The sequence below is a fragment of the Streptomyces sp. NPDC002536 genome (assembly GCF_053594995.1).
In genome coordinates, this window is the sequence record NZ_JBSFWU010000181.1 from 1 (window position 1) to 7,722 (window position 7,722).

Here is a 7,722-nt window from a genome sequence, read left to right on the forward strand (position 1 = left end):
ACCCCGCTCTTCCTATCTCACTTCTTAACGTGGTTTTCGGAAACGGGGGCTGTGGGGGGGGCGCCCCGACGGGGCGCGGGGAACTGCGCGAGCAACCACCGGCGGCCTGCAGCCGACACACCGCCTTGAGGTCCGGGGCGAAGCCCCGGGAACGGAGGAACGCGTCGTCTGCGGGCGCATCGTGGCTGGTCGCGCAGTTCCCCGCGCCCCTGACGGGGCAAAGCAAAACCCCCGAAGTGGCGCCGCCCCTGGGCGGGGGAAGCGGTATCGGGGGGACAAACCGCTTCCCCCGACGAGGACACGGTCTCCAAGTCCGGGCCGCAGTCGGGGGGACGCGTCCCGGACCCCGCAGTGAGGCCCGCATCCGTGTGCCGGCGAATTCCTGCCAGATCCGCACAGGCACGCCCCCATCCTCCCTCCCGCCCAGCACGCAAACGGCAGGCAAAGGACCCCACCCCCCAGGGCCATAGGTCCCTAAAAGTGATGTGAGGACCATTACGCCCCTTCACTCCCACCCGTTTCGCGCACACGTGCGGATAGAATCACCCGACCGCCCGCGCGAGCGGTACGGCAGGGGAGGCAAGTGCGTCATGGTGCAGACAAAGAAGGTGGCCTTCTGGGCCCTCGGCATCTTCGTGGCGTACACGGTGATCCACTCCCCGGCCAGGGCCGCCGAGCTGGTCCAGATAGGGTTCCAGGGGATCTCGGACGCCGCCACCAGCATCGGCGAGTTCATGACCCAGCTGATCAAGTGACCCGCACCGGCACGGAAGGCACGGCCCCGCTGTGATCCGTCATCTCGTCCTGTTCAAGCTCAACGAGGGCGTCCGCCGCGACGACCCGCGCGTGATCGCCGGCGTCCAGGCCTTCGAGGAGCTGGAGCGGGCCATTCCGGAGCTGCGCTCCTGGGAATGCGCCTGGAACATCTCGGACCGCCCGATCGCCTACGACTACGCCATCAACAGCTCCGTCGAGGACACCGAGGCGCTGCAGCGGTACCTGGAGCACCCGGCCCACCAAGCGGGCGTCGCCCAGTGGCGGGAATTCGCCACGTGGGTGATCGCGGACTACCCGTTCTGAGGCCTCCGCCGGACCCTTTCCCACCAAGCCCCTCACCGTCACGGTGAGGGGCTTTTCCATGGCAACACAACGCTTTGCGGTGCTTGCACACTCTGGACATGTCTTGTGATGCTATGACCGCTTTTGCCGGAGAGTTGACCGCATTGTCAAGGTTCCTGAAGGGGTGTGACCGTGCCGGCCCGTACCGCCTCCGACACAGAACCCCCTGTCTCCGTACCGGACGACGACGCGACGCCGGACACGGACCCCGGAACCGGCCCCTCCGGCCAGGCCGACCAAGGAGCCCAGGAAGCCGCTCCCCGCACCCGGGAGAGCCGGGGCGCCGACGCCCGGGCGCTGACCCAGGTGCTCTTCAAGGAGTTCGCCGGCCTGGAGCCGGGCACGCCGGAGCACGCCCGCGTGCGAGCCGCCCTGATCGAAGCCAACCTCCCCCTCGTGCGGTACGCCGCGGCGCGCTTTCGCAGCCGCAACGAACCGATGGAAGACGTGATCCAGGTCGGCACCATCGGCCTCATCAACGCCATCGACCGCTTCGACCCCGACCGCGGGGTGCAGTTCCCGACCTTCGCCATGCCGACCGTCGTCGGGGAGATCAAGCGCTACTTCCGTGACAACGTCCGCACCGTGCACGTCCCGCGCCGCCTCCACGAGCTGTGGGTGCAGGTGAACGGCGCCACCGAGGACCTGACGGTGCTGCACGGGCGCTCCCCGACCACGGCCGAGATCGCCGAACGGCTGAAGATCGGCGAGGACGAGGTGCTGGCCTGCATCGAAGCGGGCCGCTCGTACCACGCGACCTCGCTGGAGGCCGCCCAGGAGGGCGACGGCCTGCCGGGCCTGCTGGACCGGCTCGGCTACGAGGACCCGGCGCTGGCCGGGGTGGAGCATCGCGATCTCGTACGGCATCTGCTCGTACAGCTGCCGGAGCGCGAACAGCGCATCCTCCTACTGCGCTACTACAGCAACTTGACGCAGTCGCAGATCAGCGCGGAACTGGGGGTCTCCCAGATGCATGTGTCCCGTCTGCTGTCACGAAGCTTCGCCCGGCTCCGCTCCGCAAATCGAATCGACGCCTAACCCCCACGGGTGACAGCATCCCCGGTGTCATGGGGAAGATAAGTCGACTTGACGCTACAGCGTGTTGCCGACATGTGACATTCTGCAGGAACTGCGTTTGCCGCAGCGCAGCCTCCGGTATTCAGGTGGAGGCTGAACCCCTCGCACGAGGGAGCTGCTGTGACCCGTCCGCGACCTCAAGGGGGTGGCATGTCCGTAGACCTGGGCAGCGCAAAGGTGCTCGCCAACGACGCACCGTCCGCAGTGCTCGACGACTGCGAAGCCATCGACACCCGCACCCTCTCCCGCTCCCTCTTCCTGCGGCTCGCCACGCTCGAGCGGGACAGCGCCGAGCGGACGTACGTCCGCGACACCCTCATCGAACTCAACCTCCCCCTCGTGCGCTACGCGGCCGCCCGCTTCCGCAGCCGCAACGAGCCGATGGAGGACATCGTCCAGGTCGGCACGATCGGCCTGATCAAGGCCATCGACCGTTTCGACTGCGAACGCGGGGTCGAGTTCCCGACGTTCGCGATGCCCACCGTGGTCGGCGAGATCAAACGCTTCTTCCGGGACACCAGCTGGTCCGTGCGCGTGCCGCGGCGCCTCCAGGAACTGCGCCTCGCCCTCACCAAGGCCAGCGACGAGCTCGCGCAGAAGCTCGACCGCTCGCCCACGGTCCCGGAGTTGGCGGTCTGCCTGGGCGTCTCCGAGGAGGACGTGGTCGACGGCCTGGCCGTGGGCAACGCCTACACGGCGAGCTCGCTGGACTCCCCCTCCCCCGAGGACGACGGCGGCGAGGGCTCCCTCGCGGACCGCCTGGGGTACGAGGACACGGCCCTGGAGGGCGTGGAGTACCGCGAGTCCCTCAAGCCCCTGCTGGCCAAACTGCCCCCGCGGGAGCGCCAGATCATCATGCTGCGCTTCTTCGCCAACATGACGCAGTCGCAGATCGGCGAGGAGGTCGGCATCTCGCAGATGCACGTCTCACGCCTGCTGACGCGCACGTTGGCACAGCTGCGGGAGGGACTGATCGCGGACTGAGCGCCCCGTCAGGGGCGCGGGGAACTGCGCGAGCAACCGCAGCCGACCCGCAGCCGAACGAAGGGCGCGAGCAGCCCCCTAGCCAAGCTGACACAACGTCAGCGACACTGGGCCGATGCGCCGAAAGGCACTCGCTTCCGCCTCGGCCACAGCCTTCTGCCTGGGTGCACTGATCACGGGTTGCGGCGGCAGCGACCGAGAGGGCTATGTCGCCACGGGGGCCGCCGGGCCCGACGTGTCCCAGGCCGTACCGCCCACAGGCGGCGTGGAGTTCGTCCCCCTGGACCCTTCACCCACGCCCGCACCCACGCGTTCACACGCGCCCTCACACGCGCCCCCGCCCTCGCCGTCACCACGGCGCACCGCAGGTCCCGCGCCCACACCCCGCAGGACCGCCACCCCCGCACCCTCGCCGTCGGCCTTACCGTCACCGACGGTCGTCATCGGGGCACCGCAGCGCAGACCGGGCGAACAACCCTGGTGCGAGGACGTCACGTTGGACTTCACCAACACCGGCGGCACCCCGGCCACCGAGGGCACGGTCACGCTCGGCACGCACGTCATCGACGCGCTCGGCAACGACTGGGCGACGGTCACCGCCACACGCCCGCTCCCGGTGCCGATCGCGCCACGGCGAACGGCGGAGCAGACGTGGACGGTGTGCGTGGACGCCTGGCGGGTCCTGGCGGGCATGCACATCGAGACACGGGACATCACGGTGACGAACACGCCGTACCGCGCACCGGCCCCGACGCCGTCCCCCGCCCCGTCAGGGGCGCGGGGAACTGCGCGACAAGCCACGGACGGCCCGCAGCCGCAAGACGGCCGACTCAGCTGAAGGCGAGCCAAGCCGCCCCGGCAACGACGACGATCGCCACGATCACCCCGAGGATCACGCCGGCGCCGGGCCCCGAGCTCCGCGCCGCGGCCCGGCGCCCGGGCCCGGCGGCAGGCGAAGGGGCAGGCGAAGGGCCGTCGTCGACAAACGCACGGAACATCTGGGTGCTGCCCGCCGGGTCGTATTCGCCGTGGGGGCTCTGCTGATGGGGGTTGGCCATAGGCCAGGACCCTAGCGAAACCGGACCGCGCCGTGCGCGCGGGCCAGCGGCTTTACCACGACACCAGCGATCCTTGAGAGTTCTTTTACCCGACAATCCTCCTTTTTCATTTGCCTTCAGCAACCAATTGCCCATACGGTTGCCCCAAGCAACCGATATCCAGGACCTCAGGGGAGCCGACGAACCGATGGCCGCACAGGAGCACTACGAAGAGCTGGCCCGCCAGCTCGGCGCCCTCGGCTCGATCCGGCGCGGCATCGCCCGGGTCCTTCCCGAGGGCTGCTCCCCCGCCACGGCGATCGTGCTGACCCTGCTGGCGCGGTTCGGCGAGATGCGGATGAGCAAGCTGGCCGAGCTGCTCGACATCGACATGTCGGTGACCAGCCGGCACGTCTCCTACGCCGCCGCGCACGGCTGGCTCGACCGCACGCCGGACCCGCTCGACAAGCGCTCCCGGCTGGTCCGCCTCACCACCAGCGGAGAAGCTCTGCTGGACGAGGTCTCCCGGCGGCACGCCGCCGCCCTGGCCACCTGCCTGAGCGACTGGTCCGACGCCGACGTCGCCCTCCTCGCGGGCCTGCTGGCACGGCTCCGCGAAAACTTCGGCCAGTGCCCGCCGCCCATGCGCGAGCCGGCACCGGGCCGAACAGTCCCTGCACCCGCACACATCACCGTCTAGAAGCGCCCTGTCGCTTCATAGATCCCCGACAGAGAACAGGAAGTCCATGACCACGACCACACCATCCGGTGTGCGGGGCGGCCAGGCCGACAAGGGAGCCGCCCCTGGCTCCGGCGCCCCCATGACGCACCGTCAGATAATGGAAGCGCTGTCCGGACTGCTGCTCGGCATGTTCGTGGCCATTCTGTCGTCGACGATCGTCTCCAACGCCCTGCCGGAGATCATCCACGACCTGCACGGCAGCCAGTCCTCCTACACCTGGGTCGTGACGGCGTCGCTGCTCGCGATGACCGCCTCCACCCCGCTGTGGGGCAAGCTCTCGGACCTCTTCAGCAAGAAGCTGCTGGTCCAGATCTCCCTGGTGATCTACGTCGCCGGTTCGGCGGCGGCCGGTCTGTCGCAGAACACCGGCATGCTGATCGCCTGCCGGGCGATCCAGGGCATCGGCGTCGGCGGCCTGTCGGCGCTCGCCCAGATCGTCATGGCGGCGATGATCTCCCCGCGCGAGCGCGGCCGGTACAGCGGCTACCTCGGTGCGACCTTCGCCGTCGCGACCGTCGGCGGCCCGCTGCTGGGCGGCGTCATCACCGACACCTCCTGGCTCGGCTGGCGCTGGTGCTTCTACGTCGGCGTGCCCTTCGCGATCCTCGCGCTGATCGTGCTGCAGAAGACGCTCAAGCTCCCCGTCGTGAAGCGGGACGTGAAGGTCGACTGGGCCGGCGCCTTCTTCATCACCGCCGCGGTGACCCTGCTGCTGGTCTGGGTGACCCGGGCCGGATCCGACTACGACTGGATCTCCGGGACGACCTTCGCGATGGTCGGCGGCGCGGTCGTGCTCGCCGCGATCTTCCTGTTCGTCGAGTCCAAGGCGACCGAACCGATCATTCCGCTGCGGCTGTTCCGCAACAAGACGATCGCCCTCGCCTCCCTCGCGAGCCTCTTCGTCGGTGTGTCGATGTTCGTCGGCACGGTGTTCTTCTCGCAGTACTTCCAGCTGGCGCGCGGCAAGACGCCGACCATGTCCGGTGTGCTGACGATCCCGATGATCGGTGGCCTGTTCATCTCCTCCACCGTCTCGGGCCAGATCATCACCAAGACCGGCCGCTGGAAGGTCTGGCTGGTCTCCGGCGGTCTGCTGCTCACGGCCGGCCTCGGCCTGCTGGGCACCATGCGGTACGACACCCCGTACTGGCACCTCGCCATCTACATGGCGCTGATGGGCCTCGGCATCGGCATGATGATGCAGAACCTGGTGCTCGCCACGCAGAACCAGGTCGCGCCGCAGGACCTCGGCGTCGCCAGCTCCGTGGTGACCTTCTTCCGCTCCCTCGGCGGTGCGGTCGGCGTCTCCGCGCTCGGCGCGGTGCTCGCCACGCGGGTCACCGACTACGTCAAGGACGGCCTCACGGCCCTCGGCCCCAAGGGCGCGGCCCTGGCGCAGCAGGGTTCCGGCGGGGGCATCCCCAAGCCGTCCGCGCTGCCCGCCCCGATCCGCACGGTGATCGAGAGCGCCTACGGGCACGGCGTCGGCGACGTGTTCCTCTACGCGGCCCCGTGCGCGCTGATCGCCTTCATCGTGACGCTCTTCATCAAGGAGGTCGCGCTGAAGAGCCGGGTCGCCACGGGCGAGACGGCCGGCGCGGCGGCGACGGCGGAGGAGCCGGCCCGGCAGGCCGGCTGACGGACCCCGCTGCGGGGCGCGCCATCGAGCGGAGAGCGCGCCCCGCGGCGGAGCCGGGAACAGAACGGCATGCACTGGTTCCCGGCACACGGCCCCGGAGTGGCGGTGTGCGCTTTCGACAGGCAGGGGACGGCCTGTCGGCGCACCGCCCCCGGGGCCCTCATGCGTTCTGCTGCCGCCCCTGCTGGGCAAGCATGCGGTCGCGCATCACCTCGATGCCGGCGACCACCGTCTCCAGCCCGAACTCGAAGTCCCGCGTGAACATCTGCTCGATCGGGTTGGCGTCGCGGGCCCGGAGCATCGCGGCCGACTCCTTGTACGTCTCCATGAGGTCGGGGCGGTTCGTGACCGCGTCCAGGACGTTCTGGTAGTACTCCTCCTCGCCGAGGCCCGCCGCCTTGCAGCGCTCCCGGTAGAGGACCCAGGCCGTGCTGTAGCCGAAGACGAACTGGAACAGCGCGGAGATCGCCCCCGACATGGACTCCGGCGGCACGCCGCAGCGGCGCATCACGGCCAGCGAGACGTCGGCGAACTTCATCGCGTGCGGCCCGATGTTCTGGTACTGGCCCACGAGCTGGGGCATCCAGGGGTGGGCGAGCAGCACCGCGCGGTACTCGAAGGCGAGCAGGCGCAGCTGGTCGCGCCAGTCCTCGGACTCGTCCGTCGGGTCGGGGACGCGCATCTCGGCGCTGACCTCGTCCATGACGTACTCGAGGAGGTCGTCCTTGTTGTCGACGTACCAGTAGACCGACATGGCGGTCACGCCCAGCTCGGAAGCGAGCTTCCGCATCGAGAACTTGGCCAGGCCTTCGGCGTCCAGCAGACGGACGGAGGCGGCGACGATCCGCTCCCGGTCGAGCCCTTCGCCTGCGGCGCTGCTCCGGTGCTTCGGGGCGCCGGCTTTTCCGCTCAGCCAGACGCTGGTGCGCGGGGCCCTGCCCTTGCTCATGCCGGGTTCCTCTCGGTGGTGCGTTATGCCGAATGCTAGGCGGTTCGCCGGGCGTGGGGTGTGTCGACTGCGGGCTCGTCGTGGCTGGTCGCGCAGTTCCCCGCGCCCCTTCGGGGCGCGAACCGTGCCCCTTCGGGGCACGGTAGATCGTAAGAGCACACGACAGAACTACAGT

At 69.5% G+C, this 7,722-nt stretch carries 8 protein-coding genes and 1 pseudogene; 7 read left to right on the top strand and 2 right to left on the bottom strand.

Features of this window, described 5'->3' with window-relative positions; translation table 11 throughout:
* The first annotated feature begins 590 nt into the window (after positions 1–590).
* From ACWD4B_RS34385 to ACWD4B_RS34405, 5 genes are all read left to right on the top strand, one after another.
* Positions 591–755, top strand: a complete 165-nt coding sequence (locus ACWD4B_RS34385) for a hypothetical protein (protein ID WP_336410422.1) — start codon at positions 591–593, stop codon at positions 753–755.
* Between the two features lie 31 nt (positions 756–786).
* Complete coding sequence (locus ACWD4B_RS34390) at positions 787–1,080, top strand: Dabb family protein (RefSeq protein ID WP_451424458.1); 294 nt, start codon at positions 787–789, stop codon at positions 1,078–1,080.
* 165 nt (positions 1,081–1,245) lie between these two features.
* Positions 1,246–2,157 (top strand): RNA polymerase sigma factor SigF, encoded by a 912-nt coding sequence (locus ACWD4B_RS34395; protein WP_451424459.1) that lies wholly within the window; start codon positions 1,246–1,248, stop codon positions 2,155–2,157.
* A gap of 189 nt (positions 2,158–2,346) precedes the next feature.
* Positions 2,347–3,180: an RNA polymerase sigma factor SigF gene (locus ACWD4B_RS34400; protein ID WP_451424460.1), complete on the top strand. Its 834-nt coding sequence runs from the start codon at positions 2,347–2,349 to the stop codon at positions 3,178–3,180.
* A 496-nt stretch (positions 3,181–3,676) separates the two neighbouring features.
* Complete coding sequence (locus tag ACWD4B_RS34405) at positions 3,677–4,018, top strand: hypothetical protein (protein WP_451424461.1); 342 nt, start codon at positions 3,677–3,679, stop codon at positions 4,016–4,018.
* On the opposite strand, the gene ACWD4B_RS34410 is transcribed toward ACWD4B_RS34405, so the two are convergent.
* Positions 4,011–4,238, bottom strand: coding sequence for a hypothetical protein (locus ACWD4B_RS34410; RefSeq protein ID WP_451424462.1), 228 nt, complete (start codon positions 4,236–4,238; stop codon positions 4,011–4,013). The two genes, ACWD4B_RS34405 and ACWD4B_RS34410, sit on opposite strands and share 8 nt — an antisense overlap.
* Positions 4,239–4,425: 187 nt before the next feature.
* On the opposite strand from ACWD4B_RS34410, the gene ACWD4B_RS34415 reads away from it, so the two are divergent.
* Positions 4,426–4,917: a MarR family winged helix-turn-helix transcriptional regulator gene (locus tag ACWD4B_RS34415; protein WP_451424463.1), complete on the top strand. Its 492-nt coding sequence runs from the start codon at positions 4,426–4,428 to the stop codon at positions 4,915–4,917.
* A gap of 46 nt (positions 4,918–4,963) precedes the next feature.
* A pseudogene (locus ACWD4B_RS34420) lies at positions 4,964–6,577 on the top strand (MDR family MFS transporter); the annotation flags it as partial.
* Between the two features lie 181 nt (positions 6,578–6,758).
* Here ACWD4B_RS34420 and ACWD4B_RS34425 read toward each other — a convergent pair.
* Positions 6,759–7,547 carry a TetR/AcrR family transcriptional regulator gene (locus ACWD4B_RS34425; RefSeq protein WP_451424464.1) on the bottom strand — a complete coding sequence of 263 codons (789 nt, stop codon included), beginning with the start codon at positions 7,545–7,547 and terminating at the stop codon, positions 6,759–6,761.
* Positions 7,548–7,722: the final 175 nt, after the last annotated feature.

What these genes read in the sequence shown, in the direction of transcription:
- ACWD4B_RS34385 (WP_336410422.1), top strand. Translation starts at nt 591, where the DNA reads ATGGTGCAGACAAAGAAGGTGGCCTTCTGGGCCCTCGGCATCTTCGTG.
- ACWD4B_RS34400 (WP_451424460.1), top strand. Translation starts at nt 2,347, where the DNA reads ATGTCCGTAGACCTGGGCAGCGCAAAGGTGCTCGCCAACGACGCACCG.
- ACWD4B_RS34410 (WP_451424462.1), bottom strand. Translation starts at nt 4,238, where the DNA reads ATGGCCAACCCCCATCAGCAGAGCCCCCACGGCGAATACGACCCGGCG.
- ACWD4B_RS34415 (WP_451424463.1), top strand. Translation starts at nt 4,426, where the DNA reads ATGGCCGCACAGGAGCACTACGAAGAGCTGGCCCGCCAGCTCGGCGCC.
- ACWD4B_RS34425 (WP_451424464.1), bottom strand. Translation starts at nt 7,547, where the DNA reads ATGAGCAAGGGCAGGGCCCCGCGCACCAGCGTCTGGCTGAGCGGAAAA.